Here is a 21,755-nt window from a genome sequence, read left to right as displayed (position 1 = left end):
GTCGGGTCAGTCTGCCTTCGTCCCGCGCGGCACGAGCAGGGCCGTGAGCAGGGCCGTGCCGGGCGCGAGGTCCTGCCAGCCGTCGCCGTGCCAGGCCAGGACGGCGATCGCGGAGGTCGGGAACTTCGTCCGTACGGTGTCCAGCGCGTCGTCGAGCGCGTCCCCGGCCAGCTCCAGCACCAGTTCCTCCAGGCCGGGGTTATGCCCCACCAGCAGCAACGTCCCGACGGCGGGCGGGACTTCCCGTACGACGGCCAGCAACTCCGGTACGTCGGCCCCGTACAGCCTCGGATCGTGCCGGACCGGCGGTGGGGTGCCCCACTCGGCCGCCGCCAACTCCCAGGTGCGGCGGGCGCGTTCGGCGGTGGAGCACAGGACGAGCTCGGGCAGGCAGTCGGCCTCGGCGAGTGCCTGCCCGGCGGCGGGTGCGTCCCGCAGACCGCGCGGTCCGAGGGGGCGGTCGTGGTCGTCGACGCCCGTCGGCCAGGCCGACTTGGCGTGCCGCAGCACGACCAGACGGCGCAGCGGGCCCGTGCTGCGGCCGTCGGTCACGTCAACGACCCGATCTCGCGGGTGAGTTCGAGGCCGAGGATGCGGTCGGCGTAGGCGTACGTCTCGAAGCGGGCCCCGTCCGGCAGCCCGTCGAGGGTCTCGACGCGGCGCAGGACGTCCAGTACGGCGGGCAGGTTCAGGTCGTCCTCCCAGGCGGCGCGCAGCTCCTGGCGCACCTCCTCGGGCACGGGACGGGACGGTTGCACCGCCCAGGCGGCGACCGAGCGGCGCCAGTGCGCCAACGCGCTCCCCGCGTCGGCCAGGGCGGCCGGGGTCAGGCGGACGGGCTCGGAGCGGGGGTGCGCGAGGAGGGCCAGGCGGAGGGTGGCGGGGTCGATGTCCCCGGGGGCGCCCACACCGTCGGCGGAGCCGACCGGGGCGACATCGAGCCGGATGCCGCCCGTCACCCGGTCGCCCCGGCTCACCACATGGATCAGCTGGGCCTCCGCGAACTCCGGTCCGACATCGCGTCGGTCCTCGAAGGGCCGGACGCCGAGAGCCGCGGCGCCCGCCCGGAGTTCGGCCACCTGTTTCTCGGCGGCCAGTACGGCCCACACGGGGGTGCCGCCGATCTCCAGGGCACGGGCGAGGACATCGGCGACGAGGAGGACACGGAGGGCGGTGGCGCCGAAGCCCGGCGCATGCGCCTCGACACGGGTCAGGGCCCGGCGGGCCGGGGCGGCGACTACGGACTCGGCGGTGGTGGCGTCGAAGATGCGGAGCACGGTGCCGAGCGTAACGCTCCGCCGGGCCGGCGGTTCGTTCCGGCTCGGGTCGGCGTTAGTTGGCCGCGCTGTTCCTCGCGGCTCCCGAACCCCACCGGTTCAGGGTTGCCGCACGGCACCCGCCGCCGCGCCGGTCCCCCCACGGGCACCGGGACGGAGGCGTGCGGCTCGACGACGAGGACCAGCCTGCCGCGGATCGGGCCCTGCTCACCGACCCGGCGGGCCTCGGCAACGCCGGCGAGAGGGGAGGCCCTGTCGACGGGGAGCCGGCATCGCCCGGCCTCGATCAGTCGGTCAGTCCGCGCCTGTCGGGCGCCGATGTCCCGGTCAGCGGGACCGGAAACGGTCGCACGGCGGCTTTACGCGCAGCTTATTGATTGTACCGACCGTTAGGTCTACTTTACGCGGCAGGCGCACCGGAGTCGCAGACGGGCACGCGCCGCATCTCCCCTTCCCCATCTCCGCTCACCCCTTGGAAGGCCGCCCATGACCCAGACACAGACCGCCGCCCCGCAGGAAGGCGAAAGACCCCCCTCCTCATCCGGGCGCAACGCGCTCGTCGTCGTCGCGCTCGTGTGGACCGTCCAGCTGGTCGCGCTCATGGCCGCGTTGTCCGGCATCGCCCAGGCCGAGGTCGCGATCCACTTCCGGACGACCGAGATCGCCTGGTTCACCCTGATGACGCTCCTGACCGGGACCTTCTTCCTGCCCTTCGCGGTCAAGGCCGCGGCGCTCTTCGGCAAGAAGAAGGTGCTGCTCGTCGCCACCGGGCTGGGCTTCGTCGGTGACCTGGTCGCCGCCCTCGCGACCGACTACCGCACCCTGCTCATCGGGCGCGGCATCGCGGGCATCTACGCGGCCACCGCCCCGCTGGCCTACGCGATCACCCGCGACGTGTTCCCCCGCCGCTGGGTCGGACTCGCCAGCGGCATCCTCGCCGGCGGCGTCGGCCTCGTCGCCTTCGGCGGGCCCTTCCTGTCGGGCTGGCTCCTGGACGACTACGGCTTCCGCGGCGTGCTGTGGTTCATGGCCATCAGCACCGCGGTGAGCTTCGCCCTGGTGGCGGCCTTCGTGCCCGAGAGCCCGATCCGTGCGGCCGGCGGCCGGATGGACTGGCTCGGCGGCATCCTCCTCGGCGGCGGGATCACGGCGCTCGTCTACGCCGTCGGCCAGGGCTCGCACTGGGGCTGGGACAGCGGAGAGTTCGCCGGCTGGGTCGCCGGGGCGCTGATCGCGCTGATCGCCTTCGTCCTCGTCGAACGCCGCGTCGCCGAACCGCTGTTCCCGCCGGCCATGACCCGGCGTCGCTCGGTGTGGACCGTCCTGCTGGCCACCTCCGTGGCGGCCGGCTCGCTCAGCGCCGTCGGTGTCGTGATCCAGATGCTGATCCTGATGCCGAACATCCCCCACGTCTCCGAAGGCCTGGGCTGGTCCGGTACCCACAACGCCATCGTCACGAGCCCCATCAGCGTCATGATCATCGTGGCGGCGGTCAGCACCGGCTTCCTCGCCCGCCGGATGGACGCCCGGATCCTTCTGGGCGCCGGCTCCGCGCTCACCGTCCTCGGCTACGGCATCGGCACCCAACTGCACCACAGCGCGCCCCAGATCGTGGGGATGGGCATCATCGCGGGGACCGGCACGGGCATGGTCATGGCCATCGCGCCCATCATGATCATCGAGGTGGTCACCCCGGAGGAACAGGCGCTGGCCAACGGAGCCCAGACACTCGGTCAGGGCGTCGCGCAGATCATCGTGTCCCAGCTGGCCTTCGTCGTGATGGCCCAGCACGGGGCGATCCTGCAGGGCACGCAGTTCTATCTCGACGCGGGCTTCACCAACGGGCTCTGGCTCGTCGTGGGTTGCTGCGCCGTGGGCACACTGCTCGTCTCCCTGATCCCCAGGAGCAAGCGCCTCGACGAGGTCCAGGCCGGCCAGGCGGCCGTCTGACACCCGACTTCGGCGCACGGTACGCGGGTGGGGCCCGCCGCTTCATCGAAGCGGCGGGCCCCACCCGCGTACCGGGGTGTCTCCCCGTGTGCGACGCGTTGAGAAGCGCTCGCCGGTCGGATGTGGGCCTTTCCGTCAGCGCCGAGGGTCAGACGGCACCGGTACATCGCGCCACCGCCGCACAGCACTGGGCCCGACCGTCCCTGGGGACCGAAGGGGAATGAGTTCGTCCAGCCGCGCGCCCCGAACGGTCCTGGACGCTCCCGCAGAGGGGGTACCCCCAGGTCCCCGGCGTACTCGCCCCCGAGGCGGCGACACACATCCCGTGCGTGGTCCGGGCCCGGGAGGCCGCCGACGGACACAGCCCTCTGCGACCTGGCCGCGTGAGTAGGCCGGAGGGAGGCGACGGGGGCCCTGAACCACCCACTGGTGGAACAGTGGCCCCGCGAGCGGACGATCACACGATCGAGCTGATCCGGCCGCGTGTGACTCCTTGGCGAGCGGCTCCCCCCGACAGACACCGGCCACCCCCCGACGGAGCGTCGGGGGGTGGCCGGTGGATCGGGCCCATGGTCGCCGGCTGACAGCTCGCCGGTTTGCCGCCCGCGCGCCTGCAAGGCAGCGGGACGGTCTTCGCCCTAGCCGAACTGGTGCTTGAGGAAGGACCCGGACCACGCCATCAGGTCGGACGGCACGTAGTAGCCCTTCTCGTCGTTGATGCTGTCCCAGTTCGCCGCGACGTCCTCGACGGTCGCCGGACCGTCCTGGTGGACGTATCCCTCGGTCGAGGCGATGAAGAGGCGTGCGAAGCGGCCGGCGCCGGCCGTGTAGATCTCCCCGTTGACCGGACAGCTCTCGTGTGCGAGGTACGCCACCATCGGCGCCACCGCCGCCGACGGCATGTGCGGCATACCGGGGACGGGCTGCGCGTCGTCCGGCTGCTCGCCCCCGCCCATGCGGGTCATCGCCGCCGGCGCGATCAGGTTGACCTTGATGTTGTGCGGCTCACCGGCCAGGCGGGCGCTGCGGGCCAGGCCGACCGTACCCGCCTTGGCCGCCGCGTACGACAGGTTGTTGTCGAGTCCGAACATGCCGCTGGAGGTGGTCAGTACGGCCCGCCCGTACCCCTGCTCGACGAAGTGCGGCCAGGCGGCCCGCAGCGTGTTGAACGAGCCGACGAGGTGTACGGCGAGGTGGCGCTCCAGGTTCTCCGCCTCGATCTCGGGCAGCCCGGCGTACCTGATGATCCCGGCGTTGTTGACGAGGACGTCGATACGGCCGAAGTCCTCGACCGCCCGGTTGATGATCGCCTCGGCACCGGACCGCGTGGACACGTCGTTGGTGTCGGCGACGGCCGTGCCGCCCGCGGCGGTGATCTCCTCGACGACGGTCTGCGCGGGGCCGATGTCCGCGCCGTCGCCCTCGATCGACCCGCCGAGGTCGTTGACGACGACCTTCGCGCCCCGCTCCGCCAGCAGACGGGCGTAGGCCCGGCCGAGGCCGCGGCCCGCGCCGGTGACGACGGCGACGCGTCCTTCGAAGCTGAACTCGCTCATAGGTGACTCCTGTTGTGCTGCGGTGGTGGGACGGGTCGCCGTCCGACGGGTACTACCAGGTGACGGGCAACTCGCTGATGCCGAAGGCGAGCGCGTCGGCCGGACGGAAGTCGAGCTCGTCACGGTCGACGGCGAGGCGCAGGGTCGGTACGCGCCGGTAGAGCGTGCCGTAGACGACCTGGAGCTCGATACGGGCGAGCTGCTGGCCGAGGCACTGGTGGATGCCCCAGCCGAAGGCGACATGGTGGCTCGCCTTGCGGGTGAGGTCGAGCTTCTCCGGCTCGGGGAAGGCCTCCGGGTCCCAGTTCCCGGCGGGCAGCGCGGCGATGATGCCGTCGCCCGCCTTGATCTCGACCCCCTCGAACTCGAAGTCCTCGGCGGCGATCCGGCGCTGCCCGAGCTGCGGGACGGTCAGATAGCGCAGGATCTCCTCGACCGCGTTCGCGACGGCCTTCGTGTCGTCGATCTCGCGCAGGTTCGCCAGCTGGCCGGGGTTGTCCAGCAGCAGCGCGGTACCCAGTGTGATCATGCTGGAGCTGGTCTCGTGCCCGGCGATCAGCAGGATCATGGACAGCATGACGGCCTCGGGAAGGGTGAGGTCACCGTCGTTGATCCGCGCGGCGAAGTCCGAAAGCACGTCCTCGGTCGGCTCCTCCATCTTCTCCTGGAGGAGTTTGGCGAGGTAGCCGCCCAGCGCCGCGTTGGCCGCCGTCTGCTGCTCGACCGTCTTGTCGCTCCTGGTGGCCCACTGGGCGTGTTCCTGGAAGAAGTCGTGGTCCGCGTACGGCACTCCGAGCAGCGCGCAGATCATCAGCGAGGGCAGCGGCAGCGACAACGCGGTCACCAGGTTCGCCGGCTTAGGGCCCGCGAGCATCTGGTCGATGAGCTCGTCGGTGAACTCCTGGATCTTCGGCCGCAGCGCCTCCATCCGGGGGCGTGTGAACGGGCGGGTCATCATGCGACGGATACGCGTGTGGTCGGCGCCGTCCGCGTTGAAGATCGTCAGCGGATGGTGGGGGGCCGACTCCGCCATGACGTGGTTCGGATACGGGAACCCGGGCTGCTTGTCGTCCGAGCTGACCCGGGGGTCCGACAGGATCGCCCGCTGCGCGGCATGACCGGTGACCAGCCAGGGGGTGCTGCCGTCCCAGATACGGACCCGGGAGACCGGAGCCTTTTCGTTCAGGGCACGCAGCCCGGGAGCCGGTGCGAAGGGGCACTTGGCGTCCCGGTCGTCCTGATAGAAGTACACCTGCTCGTCGGGGGCGAGCGGGGTCTCTGCCTCAGCCATGGATTCTCCTCAAGTGGTGGGGGCGGAACGCGCGCGGAACCGGGAGCGCTCTCCTCCTCGGTCCGTCACTCGGTCTGTCGCTGGGTCTATTCCTCGATGCGGATGGCGAGTGCCGGGCAGATGGCGGCGGCGTTGCGCACGTCCTCGGCCAGCTCGGCGGGCGGGTGCTCGTCCAGGACGACGACGATGCCGTCCTCGTCGCGCTGGTCGAACACCTCCATCGCGGCCGACACACACTGCCCGGCGGCGACGCACTTCTCCTCGTCGACGACAACCTTCATGGGAACTCTCCTGAACTTCAGTGGACGGGGGCGGGAGCGGGCTCGACGGGGGTCTGGAGTCCGTCGACGACTTCCTGGCGGCGCAGCCGGGTCTGTTTGGGCATGTTCCAGCCGAGGACGCCGGTGACCCGGCCGTCGACGCGGTAGCGGGCGACGAAGCGGCGGGCCGCCAAGTCGCCCTCCACGACGTCCACTTCGGCATCCGCCGGCAGGAAGCCGTGGACCTGGAGCTTGGCGTCGTACTGGTCGGTCCAGAAGTACGGCACGGGCGCGTACGGCTGGTCCTCGCCGAGGATCGCCCCGGCAACCGCCATCGCCTGCTCCGTGGCGTTGGTCCGGTTCTCCAGCCGGATCAGCCGCCCGAGCCCCTCGTGGTGCCAGCGGGCCACATCACCGACGGCGTAGATCCCCTCGGCCGCCCGGCACCGCGCGTCACACACCACGCCGTTGTCCAGGGTCAGGCCGCTGTCCGCCAGCCACCGCGTCGCCGGCACCGCACCGATCGCGACGACCACCACATCGGCCGGCAGCACCTCTTCCGAGGCCAGCCGCACCCCCGTCACCCGACCGCCCTCACCGGTCAGCCCGACGACACCCTCACCCAGCCGCAACGTCACCCCGCGCTCGGTGTGCAGCCCGGCCAGCACGCCCGACACCAACGGACCCACCTGCAACGCCATCGGCGCCGCCAACGGGCCCGCCAGCGTCACCTCCAGGCCGAGCGTCCGTGCCGTCGCCGCGATCTCCGATCCCAGCACACCCTCACCGACCACCACCAACCGCCGGCCCGGCACCAGATCCGCCCGCAACGCCAAGGCGTCATCCAGTGTGCGCAGCACATGCACACCGGCGAGGTCGCCCTGCCCGGGGAACCTCCGCGCCCGCACACCCGTCGCGATCACCACGGCGTCGGCGGCCACCTGCCGCCCGGACTCCGTATGAACCGTCCGCGACACCGGATCGAGACCGACCGCCGGATCGCCGAGCGCGAACTCGGCGTCCAGGGAATCCAGTTGCTCCTGCGCCCGCAACGCGGCCCGCGCCGGCTCCCACGCCCCGGACAGCACCTGCTTGGACAGCGGCGGACGGTCGTACGGAGCATGCGGCTCATCGCCCAGCACCGTCACCCCACCCACGTACCCCTTGCGCCGCAACGCCTCCACCGTGGACAACCCGGCCGCGGAGGCGCCCACCACCAGGACACGGCCCGTCATCCGGTCACCCCGCGGGTGCCGTTTCTGACGTCGTCGTCGATGCTCATGCGTGCTCCATTGCGGGTGTGGCTCGATACTTCGCTGAAAGTTATACCTGCCGGTCGGTACAAACAACCCTGCGTGGAGGAACGGCCGACAGCGACGCCCTCCGCCCGGGCCGCTCAGGCCAGATAGCGGCCACCGTTCGCACTGAGCGTCTGGCCGGTCACATAGCTCGCCTCCTCGGAGGCCAGATAGGCCACCGCGTAGGCGATGTCCTCGGGGGTGCCGGCCCGCTTCATCGGCATCATGGCGGCGACCGCGTCGACGTCGACGGGGCCCTGGCGCACCAGCGGGGTGTCGATGAACCCGGGCGGTACGTGGTTGACGGTGATCCCCTTCTCGATGTACTCGACCGCCAGTGCCCGGGTGAGGCCGATGACACCGCCCTTGGAGGCCGCGTAGTGGGCCATGGAGGGCGCGCCGGTCTGCGCGGACGACGAGGAGATGTTGACGATCCGGCCCCAGCCCGCCTCGACCATGTCCGGCACCAGTTCCTTGGTGACCAGGAACGGGCCCTTGAGGTTGATCCCGATCATGCGGTCCCAGGCCGCCTCGCTGATGCTCGTGAAGGGCTCGTAGGCGGTCGTTCCGGCGTTGTTGACCAGGATCGCGACCGGACCGAGCTCCGCTCGGGTGCGCGACGCCGAGGCCGCCACGGCCTCGGCGTCGGCCGCGTCACCGCCCACCGCGATCGCCGTGCCGCCCCCCTTGACGATCAGGGCGACGGTTTCCTCCGCGCCCTCGGTGTTCAGGTCCCAGACGGCGACCGCGGCCCCCTTGGCGGCGAGTACGGTCGCGATTCCACGGCCGATGCCACGGGCGCCGCCGGTGACGACCGCGACCTTTCCCTGCAGTGTCATGCGTGCTCCTTGAGTGATGTGCGGTGCCGACGGTTCACGCCCGGTCGGCGGCGATACAGGGGCGGAACAGGGGTTCCGTCAGCCCTCCAGGGCCTCGCGGGCCGCGGTGCGGGCGGCCACGGCCCGGGGGAAGCCGATGTAGCCACTGGAGTGGTAGATGACCTCGGCGATCTCGTCCTCGGTCAGTCCGTTCGTCCGGGCGATACGGACATGGGTCTTCAGCTCGGTCTCGGCACCGAGGGCGATGAGGATGCCCAGCGTCACCAGGCTGCGGTCCCGCGGAGCCAGTCCCTCACGGCCCCAGAGCCCGCCCCAGACGCCGAGCAGCCCGATGTCGACGAGGTCCTCGCCGAGGCGGCCGTCCCGCAGATCGATGTCGCCCTCGGGGAACACACCGGGCAGGGCGGCGCGCATGGCCTTCCAGCCGGCGGCCCGCAGATCGGCGGTCTCTTCGACACCCTTGTCGCTCATACCTGTACTCCCGTTGCGCGGCTTCACGTCCTTCAGCGAAAGTTAGATCAGACGGTCGGTACAATCAATGACCCGGCCGAGATTCACATCCATTGCCCGGACCCGCCCTCTCATCTACTCTCACTGAATATTCGACCGAGCGGTCGACATATGAATCAAGGCTCACGCGGGAGAGCACATGAGCGAGACGACGAAGTCGAGCCCGGACCAGAGCAGCGCAGGCAGCACGGACAGCACGGTCGACGTACTGGTCATCGGCGCCGGGGTCACCGGCATCTACCAGCTGTACCTGGCCCGGGAGGCCGGGTTCTCGGTGAAGCTGCTGGAGGCGGGGACCGGGGTGGGCGGTACCTGGTACTGGAACCGTTACCCGGAGGCGCGCTTCGACTCCGAGAGCTACACCTACGGCTACCTCTTCTCCAAGGAGCTGTGGGAGGAGTGGGAGTGGTCGGAGAAGTTCGCGGGCCAGCCGGAGATCGAGCGGTACTTCAACCACGTCGTCGACCGGTTCGACCTGCGCCGCGACATCTCCTTCGGTGTCAAGGTGACCGCGGCCGTCTTCGACGAGCCGTCCGGGACCTGGACCGTGCGGGGCAGTGACGGCACGGAGGTCCGGGCCCGCTTCGTCGTCGCGGCGACCGGCAACCTCTCGGTGCCGTTCATCCCGGCCATCCCGGGACGCGAGGACTTCCGCGGCGCGCAGCACCACACCAGCCGCTGGCCGAAGACACCCATCGACTTCACCGGGAAGCGGGTGGCCCAGATCGGCACCGGATCCAGCGGTGTACAGATCATCTCCGCGATCGCGGACGACGTGGCCCAGCTGACGGTCTACCAGAAGGACGCCGACTGGCTCACGCCGCTCAACAACGGGCCGATCACGCCCGAGGAGCAGGCGGAGCTGAAGGCGAACTTCGAGTCCATCCGCGACACGCTGAACACCTCGCCGAGCGGGTTCCTCCACCAGATCGTCATGCGTTCCGGCCTGGAGGACAGCCCGGAGGACCGCCAGGCGTTCTACGAGGAGCGGTGGAACGGGCCCGGCTTCACCAAGCTGACCGAGCACTACTACGACATGCTCTCGAACGAGACCGTGAACGCGGAGTGGTGCGCGTTCATGGCCGACAAGATCCGCAGCATCGTCAAGGACCCGGAGACGGCTGCGAAGCTGATCCCCAAGGCCCACGGCTACGGCGGGCGGCGGCCCCCCTTCGGGACCGGCTACTACGAGACGTACAACAAGCCGAACGTCTCCCTCGTCGACATCAACGAGACGCCGATCACCCGCATCACCGAGGACGGGATCGAAACCGCCGAGGGTGTCGAGGAGTTCGACATCATCATCTGGGCGACCGGCTACGACTTCGGCACCGGCGCCCTCAACCGGCTCGGCGTGCGGGGCCGTCAGGGCATCCCGCTGAAGGAGTACTGGTCGGACGGCCCGCGCACCTACCTCGGGGTCGCGACGGCCGGCTTCCCGAACTTCTTCTTCCCCGGCGGGCCGCACGGCGCGACGGGCAACAACCCGCGGTACGCCGGCGACCAGGTGGAGATCGTGACCGACGCGATCGTGCACGCGCGCGACCACGGTCACGACGTCATCGAGGTGACCGGGGCCGCCGAGGAGGAGTGGACGGAGAGTGTGAACAGCAGCACGATGTCGTCCTTCCTGGAGAGCAGCTACTTCTACGGGGGCAACATCCCCGGCAAGCCGGTCAAGCAGCTGCTGAACCCGAGCGGACGCTGGAAGCTCCAGGAGCTGATCCGCGAGGCGGTCCAGAACGACTTCCCCGCCCTCACCTTCTCCAAGGCGACGGAGCGGAAGAGCGAAGCCTGAGCCTGAGCACACGGAAAGCCGATGCTCGTGCCACCCGCCGGATCGGGTGGCACGAGCATCGGCTTTCCGTGACGCGTTGACATGTTGGTGCGTCGGCGCGTTGACACTTCGGCGTGTTACGGCAGGAAGGTCGTGACCCTCCGCTGGAACCGCCACGCGCCGTCGTGATGCCGCAGCGTGTCGTCGTAGCGGCCGACGAGCTGCACCGCCCAGCCCGACTCACCGCGCTGGAAGAACGCCAGGTTGCTGACCGCCGTGGCCTCCTCCTCGGTGTACGAGGTGACCACCGTGTTGGCCACCAGGTGCAGCTGCGGCTGGGTCGGCGCGAAGGCCGCGAAGCCCTCGCGGATCGCGTCCCGGCCCTCGAAGGTCGCGATACCGGCGATCTCGGCGACACCGTCGGGCACGAACAGCTCGGCGAGGTCGGCGTTGCGGCCGGTGTCCAGCGCCTGCGCGTAGGCGGCGATGGCGGTGTGCACACCGGTGGTGACCGACGCCTCGGCGTCGGCGGAAGTGGTGCTCATCTCTCTCCAAGGTCGAGTCGAAAGGGGGACACGCGGTCAGACCTGGTACGTCGTCTTCCGGCGCCGGAGCAGCCAGGTACCGTCGACCCTGGTCAGCTCGTCCTCGTAGTGGCCGACGACCTGCACCGCCCAGCCCGACTCACCGCGCTGGAGGAAGGCCACGTCGCTCGTGGCCGTCGCCTCGTCGTCGGCGGAGGAGGTGACGACCGTGTTGGTGACCAGGTGCAGCTGCGGCTTCTCCGGCGCCCAGCCCTTGAAGGCGGCGCGGAGGGCGTCATGCCCCTGAAGGGGGTCCGTGCCCGGCAGTTCCAGGACCCCGTCGGGCGTGTACAGCGCGACGATCTCGTCGGTGCGTCCGGCGTCCTGGGCCTGGGTGTGCGTCCCGATCACGGAACGGACGCCGGCAGCCACCCACGCCTGTGTGGATTCGCTCATCATCTCCCCAACAGTCGATGTTTCGACCACTGAGTCTATTGCTGAACGTGCACCAATAAAAAGGGCTGCGGCGACCCCAGTTCCAGTTGTTGACCGATCGGTATAATCTAAATAGCATGCCGACGACCGTCGACGAGGACCGTCGCGTGAGGAGGCGTTAGTCATGACGAAGCGTTGGAAGCAGCGTCCGCCGGGCTCGACCTGGGGTGACTGGGGCGAGGACGACGAACTGGGCCGGATCAACCTGCTCACCCGGGAGAAGGTCCTGCAGGGCGTGCGCGAGGTCGAGCACGGCATCGCCTTCAGCCTCAGCCTGCCGCTCGACTATCCCGGCGGGTCGGCCATGAACCAGCGCCGCTACCCGCCGATCCTGCGCCCCACCGAGGACCTCCAGCACAACCAGGACGTCTTCTACAACATCAGGGCCAGCGAACACTTCTCCCCCGACCTCATCGACGTGTGGTCCGACGACGTGGTCACCCTCTGGCTGCAGTACTCCACCCAGTGGGACGCCCTCGCCCACCAGGGCGCCGAGTTCGACGCCGACGCCGACGGCGTCGCCGAAGCCGTCTACTACAACGGCTACCGCGCCGGCACCGACCTCGTCGGACCCCAGGACGACGCCAAGGGCGACGGCAGCGGAAGCCTCGGCTTCGCCCGCCACCTCGGCCTCGAACACATGGCCCAGCACGGCGTCCAGGGCCGCGGCGTCCTCATCGACATCGCCCACCACCTCGGCACCGCATACCAGCCCGTCAACTACCGGCAACTCCGCGAGATCATGGACGCCGACAACGTCACCGTCGAACCCGGCGACATCGTCCTGCTCCACACCGGCTTCGCCACCCAGATCCTCGCCTGGAACAAGAACCCCGACCCCGTCGCGATCCACCGGACCGCCGCCTACCTCGACGCCCACGACCCCGAGATCCTCCAGTGGATCACCGACTCCCAGCTCGCCGGCCTCGTCGCCGACAACTACGCCGTCGAAGGCGTCGGCGTCGGCAACGAAACCGGCCCCCACTCCCTCCTGCCCATCCACCACCTCTGCCTCTTCAAACTCGGCATCCCCCTCGGCGAACTCTGGTACCTCAACGAACTCGCCGCCTGGCTGCGCGAACACCACCGCACCCGCTTCCTCCTCACCGCACCCCCACTCAACCTCCCCGGCACCCAGGGCAGCCCCCTCACACCGATCGCGACGGTCTGACACGGACTCCCCGAGGGAGAGGCCCCCAGGACTCGCTCCCGGGGGCCTCTCCCTTTTCCCTGTCCGTCCGTGCCGTCAGACCGCGGCGATCCGTCGCAGTGTCTCGGCGATCGTGTCCTGCGACGGCAGCCACACCCGCTCCAGGGAGGGCGCGTACGGCGCCGGAACATGCGGCGGGGCCACGCGTGTCACCGGAGCGTCCAGGTGCCAGAACCCCTCGTCCACGGCGAGCGCGGCCAGCTCGGCTCCGACGCCGAAGTCCCGTACGGCCTCGTGGGCGATGACCAGGCGGTTGGTCTTGGCGAGGGAGGCGAGCACGGTCTCCCGGTCCAGCGGGGCGACCGTACGCAGGTCGATCACCTCCACGCTCACTCCCTCGGCGGCCAGCACCTCCGCGGCGGCCAGGCAGTCCTGGACCATCCGTGACCAGGAGACCAGGGTGATGTCGGTGCCCTCGCGGATCACCTTGGCCTTGCCCAGCGGGATCAGGTGGTCGGCCGGCGGGCGCGGGCCCTTGAGTCCGTACTGGAGCCGGTTCTCCACGAAGACCACCGGGTTCGGGTCCTGGATGGCGGCGCGCAGGAGACCGTACGTGTCGGCCGGGTTGGACGGCATCACCACCGTCAGGCCCGGGATGTGGGCGAGCAGCGCCTCCAGGCTCTGCGAGTGCTGGCTGCCCGAGGAGCGGCCCGCGCCGAACTGGGTGCGGACGACGAGCGGCATGGAGGCCCGGCCGCCGGTCATGAAACGCAGCTTGGCGGCCTGGTTGAGGAGCATGTCGAGGGCGACCCCGATGAAGTCCATGTACATGATCTCGACCACCGGCTTCATCCCCGCCATGGCCGCCCCGACCGCCGTACCGAGGATGGCGCTCTCGCTGATCGGCGTGTCACGGACCCGGCCGGGGAAGGCGTCGGCCAGGCCTCGGGTGAGGCCGAAGACGTTGCCGCCCGCGCCGATGTCGATCCCGGCGAGGAACACGTCGGGGTCGGCGGCGAGTTCGTGTTCCAGGGCGAGGCGTACGGCGTCCATGGAGCGGAAGACCTCGCCCTCGGCGGGAGCCGGCTCGGGGATCGTGGAGCGCGGCGCCGAGACGAAGTCGTACAGGGTCTCGGGGGCCGGTTCGGGCAGGCTCCTGGCCCACTCCACCGCCGCCTCGATCTCCTTGTCGATCTCCTCGTCGACGGCGTCGGCCAGCACGGCCGGGACGCCGGCCGCCGCGAGGTGCCGGCGGGCGACCAGCAGCGGGTCGCGCTCCTTGGCGGCGGCGACCTCCTCGACGCTGCGGTAGCGCTCGGGGTCCCCCTCGTAGTGGCCGTGCCAGCGGTAGGTCTCGGCCTCCACGAGGACGGGCCCCGCGCCGCCGCGCAGGCGTTCCACCACGTCGTTCATCAGCCCCGCCACCGCGAGGACGTCGTTGCCGTCGACGTGCGCGTAGTCGATGCCGTACCCGGTGGCGCGGGCGGAGAGCGGGGCTCGGTGCTGTTCGGACGCGGGCGAGAACTCGGAGTAGTGGTTGTTCTCGCACAGGAAGACGACGGGCAGGTCCCATACGGCGGCCAGGTTGACGGCCTCGTGGAACATGCCCTGGGCGACCGCGCCGTCCCCGAAGAACGCCACGACCACGTCCCCCGCGGCGCGCAGCTTGGCCGCGGTGGCCACCCCGGTGGCGATCGGCAGGCCGGCGCCGACGATGCCGTTGGCGCCGTAGATGCCGAGGCCCGGGTCGGCGATGTGCATCGAACCGCCGCGGCCGTGACAGGTCCCGGCCTCCTTGCCCATCAGCTCGGCCATCATGGACGCCGTGTCCAGGCCCTTGGCCAGGACGTGGCCGTGCCCCCGGTGGGTGGAGGTGATTCCGTCGCCGGGGCGCAGCGGCCAGCAGGCGCCCACCGCGCTGGCCTCCTGGCCGATCGACAGGTGCAGGAAGCCGGGGATCTCCGTCGCCTTGTACAGGACGGACGCCCGCTCCTCGAAGCGCCGGATGCGTCGCATCCGGCGGTACATTTCCAGGAGCTGTTCCGCGTGCGCGGAGCCGGCGGAACCGGCCGAAAAGGCGTAGCCGGTCGTTGTCTGGTGGGGTGCCTCGGTCGTCATGCGCGTCCTCGCAATGATCGCGCGGGCGGTACAAGGCCGCGCCGCCGGAGTCCATCTTTTAATGTACCGTCTGGTCTAGCAAACTGGTCAAGCACAATAGAACGAGGTCCCGGACCCGCTTCCCCCCGGATGCGCCACCGGCCGTCCGGACGCGGACCCGGGGCCATGTCTCATCGGCACGTCGAAACGTCGACACATCAGGCGGGGAGAACCACATGCCACGACCACCGGGCCACGGGCCGGACTACGAGGTCCGACGCCAGAAGATCATCGACACCGCGGCGACCCTCTTCGCCCGTTACGGCTACGCGGCGACCTCCATCAACGAACTGGGCCGCGCGGTCGGGCTCGCCAAGGGCGCCCTGTACTACTACATCGGGTCCAAGGAGAACCTGCTGATCGAGATCCAGTCGCGGGTGATGGGCCCGCTGCTGTCCCGCGCCCGGGAGATCGCGGGCCTCGACGCGGACCCGCTGGTGCGGCTGCGGCTGCTGTCGGAGTCGCTGCTGACGATCATCTTCCGCAGGCTCGACCACATCTGGGTCTACGAACACGACTACCGCAGCCTCACCGGCGACTATCTCGACACGCTGCTCGGCCAGCGCGCGGAGTTCGAGCAACTGGTCCGGGGACTGCTCACGGAGGCCGTGGAGCAGGGCACCTTCCGCGCGGTCGAACCGCACCTGGCCACCCTGCAGTTCCTGAATCTGCACAACCACACCTACCAATGGGTGAAGCCGGACGGCGACTGGGACGCCTCGTACCTGTCCAGCGAGTACTGCGACACGCTCCTGCGGGGGTTCGGAGCACCCGGCGCCGCCCTGCCGGACGTGGAGCAGGAGGCCGCGGCCTTCAAGCGCGACCGGCCGGACCTGCCGCTCGACCCCGAGGCCGTGTGGCAGCCGGCCGCCCTGGCGAGCTGAGCCGGCCTGTACCACCAGCACGACCGATACGGCCGGTACAGCCGGTACAGGGGCCCGCGGCACGCGCCGCGGGCTTCTTCGTGTCCCGCACCGGCCTGCTCGTGCGACGCTCGCTCGTGTCACGCCTGCTTCAGCAACGCCCGGGCTATGACGTCGCGTTGGATCTCGTTGGTGCCCTCGCCGATCTCCAGGATCTTGGCGTCGGCGTAGAACCGGGAGATCTCCGACTCCCGTACATAGCCGTATCCGCCGTGGATCTGCACCGCCTGGGAGGCGGCCCGGTTGGCCACCTCGGAGGCGTACAGCTTGGCCATGGCGGCCTCCGTGCCGTACGGACGCCCCTGGTCGGCGAGCCAGGCGGCCCGGTAGACCATCCAGCGGGCGGCCTGGAGCTCCGTACCGATGTCGGCGATCTTGTGGGCGACCGCCTGGAAGGCCGACAGCGGGCGGCCGAACTGGTGGCGTTCCGTGGCGTGTTTGACGGCCAGCGTCAGCGCCGCCCTGGTCAGCGACAGACCCAGCGCGGCGACGCTGACACGGCCCTTGTCGAGGACGGCGAGGAACTGGCGCAGCCCGTTGCCCTCCTCGCCGATCAGATGGTCCTCGGCGATCCAGCAGTCCTCGAAGACCAGTTCCCGGGTGTCCATGGCGTGCCAGCCGAGCTTCTTCAGTTTGGCGCCGCAGCTGTAACCGGGCGTCCCGGTCGGTACGTAGAAGGTGGCGAACCGTTTCCGCCCGTCCTCGCCCTTTCCGGTCGTGGCCAGCAGGGTGACACCCTGGCTGATGTCGGTGCCGGCGTTGGTGATGAACATCTTGGTGCCGTTGATCAGCCAGCCACCGTCCGCCCGGCGGGCCGTGGTGGTGATGCCGGCCGCGTCGGAACCGGCACCTGGCTCGGTCAGGCCGAACGCCCCGATGGCCTCGCCCCTGGCCAGCGGGGCCAGCCAGCGCTGCTTCTGTGTCTCGGTGCCGTAGGTCAGGAGCGGCAGCGTGGCGATGGTCGAGTGCGCGTTCCAGGAGGAGGCGACCGACTGGTCGGCCGCGCCGAGCTCTTCCATCACCGCGACGTAGGAGACCATGTCGGAGCCGGCGCCGCCGTACTCCTCGGGCACGAGCATGCCCATCAGGCCGAGTTCGCCGAGCTTGGTGAAGATCTCGGTCGGGAACGTCTCGGTCTCGGACCACTGCGCGGCGTTCGGAGCGATCTCCTTCGCCGCGAACTCGCGGACCATCTCCTGGAGGTCCCGGGTCTCCTCCGGCAGGTCGAAATCCATGTCACAGTCCCTTCGGAGTCAGCAGCACCTTGAGGTGCCTGGCCCGGTCGGCGGCCAGGTCCGCGAAGACCCCGGCTCCGTCCGCGAGCGGAAAACGCCCGGTGACCAGAGCGGAGGCGTCCAGGCGCCCGGTGCTCATCAGGTCGATCACCCGGGGGATGTCGAAGTTGTAGCCGAGGGTCCCGACCACGGAGCGCTCGTAGAAGACCAGTTGCCCCATGTCGAACTCGACGCTGCCGTGCCCGACACCGGCCAGCACGACCCGTCCGCCGCGCCGGACCGTGGCGACGGCCTGCCCGGCGAGCGCGGGCACACCGGTCGCGTCGATGACGACGTCGGGGCCGATGCGGCCGGTCTTCAGGAACACCTCACGGCGTACGTCCGTCTCGCGCGGGTCGAACGCCTCGGTGACGCCGAGGCCGAGCAGCAACTCGCGGCGCCCTGCGAGGGGTTCGCTCACATAGAGCCCGGCGGCACCGGCGATACGGGCCGCGAGGACCACGGCGACGCCGATCGGGCCGCCGCCGACGACCAGGACGTTGTCGCCCGGCCGTACTCCCGCCCGGGTGACGGCGTGCAGGCCCACGGCGAGGGGTTCGGCGACGGCGGCCATCTCGTCGCTGACGTTGTCGGGCAGCCGGGTCAGCCCGGTGAGCGGCACGGTGACACGGTCGGCGAAGGCGCCGGGCGAGGCGAGGCCGACGGAGCCGCTCTTCGGACAGATGTGGTACTCGCCCCGGGCGCACCAGAAGCAGACGCCGCAGCTCCAGACGGGGTCGGCGGTCACCCGGTCGCCGACCGTGATGCCGGGTGTCGCGGTGCCCAACGCGACGACGGTGCCGCTGAGTTCGTGGCCGAGGGCGAGGGGTGGGGCGGCGCCGGTGAGGGGGTGCGCGCCGTCGCGGATCATGTGGGGGCCTTCGAGGAACTCGTGCAGGTCCGTGCCGCAGACCCCGCACCAGCTCACCTCCACAACGGCCTCGTGGGGACCTGGGTCGGGGGGGTCCGGTACCTCCTCCAGGCGCAGGTCTCGGGCGCCGTGCCAGCGCAGGGCTTTCATGCTTCTCCTCCTTTCGTGTCGTGGTGGTCGGTGCGGTGCGATGCGTTGCACGCTGCGGGTCCGGTGGGGGCTGGTCGCGCAGTTCCCCGCGCCCCTGCAAGGCGACCCCTTACGGGGCGCCTTGCCCGGGGCTCTCGAAGCGGGCCTTGCCCGGGCCGTGTTCCAGGAAGGACCGGAGGCCCGTCGTCGCGTCCTGCGTGCCGAACACCCCGGTGAACAGGGAGCGTTCGAGAGCCAGGCCGGCGGACATGGAGGTGTCGGTGCCGTGGTTGACGGCCTCCTTGATGGCCTCCAGGGCTGCCGCCGGTCCCTCGGCCAGGCGGTGGGCGTAACGGAGGGCGGTGGCGTGCACCTCCGGCGCCGGGACCACCTCGTCCACCAGGCCCAGTCGGAGTGCCTCGGCCGCGTCCACCCGGCGGCCGGTCATCAGCAGGTTCTTGGCGCGGGACGGGCCGATCAGACGGGTCAGCCGCTGGGTGCCGCCCGAGCCCGGGATGATCCCGAGCAGCACCTCGGGCTGCCCGAGGAGCGCGTCGTCGGCCGCGATGCGGTAGTCGGCGGCCAGGGCCAGTTCGAGGCCGCCGCCGAGCGCGTACCCGGTGATCGCCGCGACGACCGGCATGGGCAGCTGCGCGACCTCGTCGAAGGTGCGCTGCAGGGCACGGTTCCAGCCCCGCACCTCCTCGATGCCCATCGCGGCGAGCGCCTTGACGTCCGCCCCGGCGGCGAACAGCCGCTCACCGCCGTAGAGCACGACGGCCCGTACCCGGGGCGAGTCGGCCAGCTCGCGTACGCGGGCGGCCAGTTCGTCGCGCTGGGCGGTGTCGAAGGCGTTCATCGGCGGGTGGTCGAGGCGGACCGTGACAACGGGTCCGTCGGTGTCGAGACGGATGCGCGGCACCAGGGCCTCCTCAGCGGGGGAAACAAGGCGAACCCACCGGCGCGCAGATGGTTGTCGATGGGTTCGTGTCGTCGTACAGTTCGGCCAACAAGTTTTATAGACCAAGAGGTACACTAAATCATGGTAGCGGGCAACCAACCGGCCGGAACCCGCCTTTCCGCATGAGCGGTGGCAAGAAGCATTCGCCGTGCAGACACTGAGCGAGAGAGACCCGTGCACAATTTCGCGAGCATCCTCGATTACCACCTGACCCAGCGGCCCGAAGCCGTGGCCGTCACACAGGAGGACCGCATCCTGACGGTGCGCGAACTCCATGACCGGGTCAACCGGCTGGCCGCGGGCCTGACGGAGCTGGGCGTCCGGCGCGGCGACGTCGTCGGGCTGCTGCTCTACAACCGGCCGGAGTTCCTGGAACTCGTCTATGCGGCCAACCGCGTCGGGGCGGTCTTCCTCCCGCTGAACTACCGCCTGTCCGAGGAGGAATGGGCGTACATCCTGGGCCACTCCCAGGCGAAGGCGATCATCACCGAACCGGAGTTCGTCCGGGCGGCCGACCGGATCGCCGGGAAACTCAAGGATCTGGAGCACCGCGTCCTGGTGGACGGTGAACCGGAATCGGACGAGTGGACCCATTACGAGGCGCTGCTCGACCGGCACGAGGGCGCCCGGGTGGACCCCGTCGAGGTCGGGCCGGACGACCTCCAGCGGCTGATGTACACCTCGGGCACCACCTCACGCCCCAAGGGTGTGCGCATCACGTACGGCAATCTGCACGCGAAGAACGTGTCCCAGATCGTCCACTTCGGCCTCACCGCGGCGGACACCACACTCGTGGCCGGACCGCTCTACCACGTCGGCGGCCTCGACATGCCCGCCCTTCCGGTGCTGTACGCGGGCGGCGGTGTGGTCCTCCAGCGCAAGTTCGACGCGCCGGGTGTCCTGCGGGCCATCCAGGAGCACAAGGTCACCAACGCCTGGCTGGCCCCGGTGATGGTGAACGCCGTCCTGGAGGTGCCGGACCGGGAGTCGTACGACACCAGCTCGATGCGTTTCATCGTGGGCGGCGGCGAGAAGACCCCCGAGCCGGTGCTGCGGCGCATCATGACCGCGTTCCCGAACGCCTGGTTCGCGGATGCCTACGGTCTGACCGAGACGGTCTCGGGCGACACCTTCCTCGACCGCGAGCACGCCCTGTCCAAACTGGGCTCGGTCGGACGGCCCGTACCGCACACCCGGATCCGGATCGTCGACGACACCGACAAGGAGGCCCCGGCGGGCGAGCTCGGCGAGATCACGCTGCGCGGCCCGAAGGTCTTCGCGGGCTACTGGCGCGACGAGAAGGCGACGGCCGCGGCGCTGCGGGACGGCTGGTTCCACACCGGCGACATCGGACATGTCGACGAGGAGGGCTTCCTCTACATCGACGACCGCAAGAAGGACATGATCGTCTCCGGCGGCGAGAACATCGCCACCCCCGAGGTCGAACGGGTTCTGTACGAACACCCAGCCGTCTTGGAAGCCGCGGTCGTCGGTCTGACCCACCCGCGCTGGGGTGAGGTCCCGCGCGCCTTCGTGGTGTTCCGGCCGGGCACGGACGCCGGCGTCGACGAGCTGCGGGAGTTCTGTCAGGGGCGCCTGGCGAAGTTCAAGGTGCCGGCGCGTTTCGACGTCGTCGACGAACTCCCCCGCACCCCCTCGGGCAAGGTCCTCAAGCGGACGCTGCGCGACATCCCGGCGGAGAGCTGACCACCATCGCGGTCGCCCCGGCCCAGGCCTGGGCGAAAGTGGCGGTGACGGTGACGGCCGTACGGCGGCGGACCTGGACAGCCTGGAAGCGGAACCGGCCGGGGACGGCGGCAAGGCGCTGGTGCGGCCCGGCTCGGTCGACGATTCCACCGCCGTACGGACGGACCATGGTGGGGCGTCGTCGAGTGGACGGGCCGGCTCGACGTGGTGATCGACTGCGCCGGGGTCGGTCCGCGCTTCAGCCGGAGCGAGTGGGTCACCGACGAGGACTGGCAGCGTGTGATCGCCGTCAACCTCCAGGGCACCGTCCACTGCCGCCGGGAGGCCGGGCGGGTCATGCTGGAGCAGGGCTCCGGGTCGATCGTCAACCCCTCCTCGGTGCACGCGAGTACGGGGTTCGAGCAGATCGCCGCGTATGCGGCCGGCGAGGGCGGGGTCGAGGCGCTCACCGAGTCGCCGGCCGTGGGATGGGCGGACCGGGGGGGTGCGGGTGAACGCGCTCGCGCCCGGTTGTTTCCGTACGGATCTCAGCGCCGGCCTGTTGGACAGCCGCTGGGTGAGCGGGTTGTGCGGGGCACGCCGCTGGGAGGGGTGGGTGCGCCCGAGGAACTTGGGGGCGCGGCGGTGTTCCTTGCCTCGGACGCGTCGCGCTTTGTCACGGGGACGACTGTCACTGTGGATGGCGGCTGCACCGCCCGGCGAGAGACGCTGCGCGGCATGGGCGGTTCCCTGGCCGCGGGTCGATGAGGCTTGTCGCGCCCACGCGGCGGAGCCGCAGATCGGTACAGCCCCGCGCCCCTGTCGGG

The 21,755-nt window shown here is 70.4% G+C and carries 20 protein-coding genes; 6 read left to right on the top strand and 14 right to left on the bottom strand.

The features are described 5' to 3' along the window. Positions 1-6 precede the first annotated feature (6 nt). Together ACW4TU_RS38890 and ACW4TU_RS38885 are read right to left on the bottom strand one after the other, a co-directional pair. A complete protein-coding gene (locus ACW4TU_RS38890; protein ID WP_457421198.1) occupies positions 7-552 on the bottom strand; it encodes a SixA phosphatase family protein in 546 nt (181 codons plus the stop codon). Beyond that, the gene (locus ACW4TU_RS38885; protein ID WP_457421196.1) at positions 549-1,277 is read right to left on the bottom strand and encodes a hypothetical protein; all 729 of its coding nucleotides are present in this window, start codon (positions 1,275-1,277) and stop codon (positions 549-551) included. The genes ACW4TU_RS38890 and ACW4TU_RS38885 overlap by 4 nt, the downstream gene beginning before the upstream one ends. Positions 1,278-1,763: 486 nt before the next feature. Here ACW4TU_RS38885 and ACW4TU_RS38880 point away from each other — a divergent pair, with 486 nt between their 5' ends. Continuing rightward, positions 1,764-3,227: an MFS transporter gene (locus tag ACW4TU_RS38880; protein WP_457421194.1), complete on the top strand. Its 1,464-nt coding sequence runs from the start codon at positions 1,764-1,766 to the stop codon at positions 3,225-3,227. Positions 3,228-3,865: 638 nt separating this feature from the next. Here the strand turns inward: ACW4TU_RS38880 and ACW4TU_RS38875 are convergent. The 6 genes from ACW4TU_RS38875 to ACW4TU_RS38850 form a co-directional block, all read right to left on the bottom strand. Beyond that, positions 3,866-4,783 (bottom strand): SDR family NAD(P)-dependent oxidoreductase, encoded by a 918-nt coding sequence (locus ACW4TU_RS38875; protein ID WP_457421192.1) that lies wholly within the window; start codon positions 4,781-4,783, stop codon positions 3,866-3,868. A 52-nt stretch (positions 4,784-4,835) separates the two neighbouring features. Continuing rightward, the gene (locus tag ACW4TU_RS38870) at positions 4,836-6,074 is read right to left on the bottom strand and encodes a cytochrome P450 (protein WP_457421190.1); all 1,239 of its coding nucleotides are present in this window, start codon (positions 6,072-6,074) and stop codon (positions 4,836-4,838) included. An 86-nt stretch (positions 6,075-6,160) separates the two neighbouring features. Then, entirely contained in the window at positions 6,161-6,355 is a 195-nt protein-coding gene (locus ACW4TU_RS38865) for a ferredoxin (RefSeq protein WP_457421188.1), read from the bottom strand. Positions 6,356-6,372: 17 nt separating this feature from the next. Next, on the bottom strand, positions 6,373-7,569 hold the full coding sequence (locus ACW4TU_RS38860; RefSeq protein WP_457421186.1) for an NAD(P)/FAD-dependent oxidoreductase: 1,197 nt from the start codon (positions 7,567-7,569) through the stop codon (positions 6,373-6,375). Positions 7,570-7,730: 161 nt separating this feature from the next. Continuing rightward, positions 7,731-8,471: an SDR family NAD(P)-dependent oxidoreductase gene (locus ACW4TU_RS38855; RefSeq protein WP_457421184.1), complete on the bottom strand. Its 741-nt coding sequence runs from the start codon at positions 8,469-8,471 to the stop codon at positions 7,731-7,733. 78 nt (positions 8,472-8,549) lie between these two features. Further along, a complete protein-coding gene (locus ACW4TU_RS38850; RefSeq protein WP_457421182.1) occupies positions 8,550-8,942 on the bottom strand; it encodes a carboxymuconolactone decarboxylase family protein in 393 nt (130 codons plus the stop codon). 178 nt (positions 8,943-9,120) lie between these two features. Between ACW4TU_RS38850 and ACW4TU_RS38845 the strand changes: the two genes are divergently transcribed. Further along, positions 9,121-10,779 carry a flavin-containing monooxygenase gene (locus ACW4TU_RS38845; RefSeq protein WP_457421180.1) on the top strand — a complete coding sequence of 553 codons (1,659 nt, stop codon included), beginning with the start codon at positions 9,121-9,123 and terminating at the stop codon, positions 10,777-10,779. A 116-nt stretch (positions 10,780-10,895) separates the two neighbouring features. Here ACW4TU_RS38845 and ACW4TU_RS38840 read toward each other — a convergent pair whose 3' ends face one another. Continuing rightward, a complete protein-coding gene (locus tag ACW4TU_RS38840; RefSeq protein WP_457421178.1) occupies positions 10,896-11,303 on the bottom strand; it encodes a nuclear transport factor 2 family protein in 408 nt (135 codons plus the stop codon). A gap of 36 nt (positions 11,304-11,339) precedes the next feature. Next, positions 11,340-11,741, bottom strand: coding sequence for a nuclear transport factor 2 family protein (locus ACW4TU_RS38835; RefSeq protein WP_457421176.1), 402 nt, complete (start codon positions 11,739-11,741; stop codon positions 11,340-11,342). A gap of 160 nt (positions 11,742-11,901) precedes the next feature. Here ACW4TU_RS38835 and ACW4TU_RS38830 point away from each other — a divergent pair, with 160 nt between their 5' ends. Further along, the gene (locus ACW4TU_RS38830; protein ID WP_457421174.1) at positions 11,902-12,948 is read left to right on the top strand and encodes a cyclase family protein; all 1,047 of its coding nucleotides are present in this window, start codon (positions 11,902-11,904) and stop codon (positions 12,946-12,948) included. A gap of 75 nt (positions 12,949-13,023) precedes the next feature. Here ACW4TU_RS38830 and ACW4TU_RS38825 read toward each other — a convergent pair whose 3' ends face one another. After that, the gene (locus tag ACW4TU_RS38825) at positions 13,024-15,045 is read right to left on the bottom strand and encodes an alpha-ketoacid dehydrogenase subunit alpha/beta (protein ID WP_457421172.1); all 2,022 of its coding nucleotides are present in this window, start codon (positions 15,043-15,045) and stop codon (positions 13,024-13,026) included. A gap of 215 nt (positions 15,046-15,260) precedes the next feature. Between ACW4TU_RS38825 and ACW4TU_RS38820 the strand changes: the two genes are divergently transcribed. Next, the gene (locus tag ACW4TU_RS38820; RefSeq protein WP_164415294.1) at positions 15,261-15,968 is read left to right on the top strand and encodes a TetR/AcrR family transcriptional regulator; all 708 of its coding nucleotides are present in this window, start codon (positions 15,261-15,263) and stop codon (positions 15,966-15,968) included. 119 nt (positions 15,969-16,087) lie between these two features. Here the strand turns inward: ACW4TU_RS38820 and ACW4TU_RS38815 are convergent, their stop codons facing one another. The 3 genes from ACW4TU_RS38815 to ACW4TU_RS38805 all read right to left on the bottom strand — a co-directional run bounded on the left by ACW4TU_RS38815 (position 16,088) and on the right by ACW4TU_RS38805 (position 19,140). After that, positions 16,088-17,242, bottom strand: a complete 1,155-nt coding sequence (locus tag ACW4TU_RS38815; RefSeq protein WP_457421170.1) for an acyl-CoA dehydrogenase family protein — start codon at positions 17,240-17,242, stop codon at positions 16,088-16,090. 1 nt (position 17,243) lies between these two features. After that, on the bottom strand, positions 17,244-18,302 hold the full coding sequence (locus ACW4TU_RS38810; protein ID WP_457421168.1) for a 2,3-butanediol dehydrogenase: 1,059 nt from the start codon (positions 18,300-18,302) through the stop codon (positions 17,244-17,246). A 109-nt stretch (positions 18,303-18,411) separates the two neighbouring features. After that, positions 18,412-19,140 carry an enoyl-CoA hydratase/isomerase family protein gene (locus ACW4TU_RS38805; protein WP_457430537.1) on the bottom strand — a complete coding sequence of 243 codons (729 nt, stop codon included), beginning with the start codon at positions 19,138-19,140 and terminating at the stop codon, positions 18,412-18,414. A 276-nt stretch (positions 19,141-19,416) separates the two neighbouring features. On the opposite strand from ACW4TU_RS38805, the gene ACW4TU_RS38800 reads away from it, so the two are divergent. Together ACW4TU_RS38800 and ACW4TU_RS38795 are read left to right on the top strand one after the other, a co-directional pair. Next, entirely contained in the window at positions 19,417-20,949 is a 1,533-nt protein-coding gene (locus ACW4TU_RS38800) for an acyl-CoA synthetase (RefSeq protein ID WP_457421166.1), read from the top strand. Positions 20,950-21,153: 204 nt separating this feature from the next. Then, positions 21,154-21,696 carry an SDR family NAD(P)-dependent oxidoreductase gene (locus tag ACW4TU_RS38795; protein WP_457421164.1) on the top strand — a complete coding sequence of 181 codons (543 nt, stop codon included), beginning with the start codon at positions 21,154-21,156 and terminating at the stop codon, positions 21,694-21,696. Positions 21,697-21,755 lie beyond the last annotated feature (59 nt).

It is taken from the genome of Streptomyces kryoterrae (assembly GCF_054072135.1).
Note: the sequence above shows the minus strand (reverse complement) of the source record. Positions and strands in the feature narration are given on the sequence as shown.